At 78.0% G+C, this 817-nt stretch carries 1 protein-coding gene and 1 pseudogene; one reads left to right on the top strand and one right to left on the bottom strand.

Annotated elements, in window-relative coordinates; genetic code table 11:
• A partial coding sequence (locus ACQUQ1_RS22545; RefSeq protein ID WP_435066404.1) for a hypothetical protein occupies nucleotides 1-263 on the bottom strand: 263 nt, incomplete at its 3' end.
• A gap of 161 nt (nucleotides 264-424) precedes the next feature.
• Between ACQUQ1_RS22545 and ACQUQ1_RS22540 the strand changes: the two are divergent.
• A pseudogene (locus ACQUQ1_RS22540) lies at nucleotides 425-817 on the top strand (flippase activity-associated protein Agl23); the annotation flags it as partial.

Raw genomic sequence — 817 nt, 5'->3', positions numbered from 1 at the left:
GCGTCGTAGCGCTCCGCCTCGTCCTCGATGGCGACCGTCTCGACGACCTCCCAGGCGCCCCCGAGGAAGTCCAGCCCCTTCACCCACGAGTCGGTCGCGAGCAGCAGGCCCTCGGCGCCGGCGGCGGCCGCGTTCGCCTCGGCCGCCTCGGTGTCGGTCCCGTCGTCGACGGCGACGGCGAGTTCGACGGAGTCGGCGCGGTTCAGCGCGGCGACCTCCGCGTCCGTGAGCGGGCGCCCGGGCAGGGATGCGACCAGCGACATGTCCCGCCGTCGGCGTCGCCGTCGGATGAGCGTGTCGGCTCGGCGGCCCCGTCCCCGCGGCCGCTCGCGACCCGGCGGGCGCTCGCGACCGCGCCCCCGACCCGGCGGCCGCGCCGGGACGAACCCGAAGACATACTACCGCGGCGGGGACACGGCCGGGTATGTCGGACGGCGACGGGAACGACGGGCGCCCGGCGGGGTCGCTCGACCGGACCGTCCTCGCGGTCGCCGTCGTCGTCGCGCTCGCCCTCCTCGCCCGCTTCGCGTTCCTCGGCGCCCGCCCGTTCCACTGGGGGGAGGGCCGCGTCGGCTACTGGACGCTGCGCTACCTGGAGACCGGCGTCTACGAGTACCGCCCGGCCGCCGGCGGTCCCGTCCCCTACCTCCTCACGCGGTGGGTGCTCGCCCTCCTGGGGACCTCCGACGCCGCCGCGCGGGCCGGCGTCGCCCTCGCCGGCGGCCTCCTGCCCGCGGCGGCGCTGCTGTTCCGCGGGACGCTCCGCGACGACGAGACGGTCGGCCTCGCGGTCCTGCTGGCGGGGTCGCCGCTGCTG

This window comes from Halobaculum sp. EA56, from assembly GCF_051195075.1.
Lineage (GTDB): Archaea > Halobacteriota > Halobacteria > Halobacteriales > Haloferacaceae > Halobaculum.
Note: the sequence above shows the minus strand (reverse complement) of the source record. Positions and strands in the feature narration are given on the sequence as shown.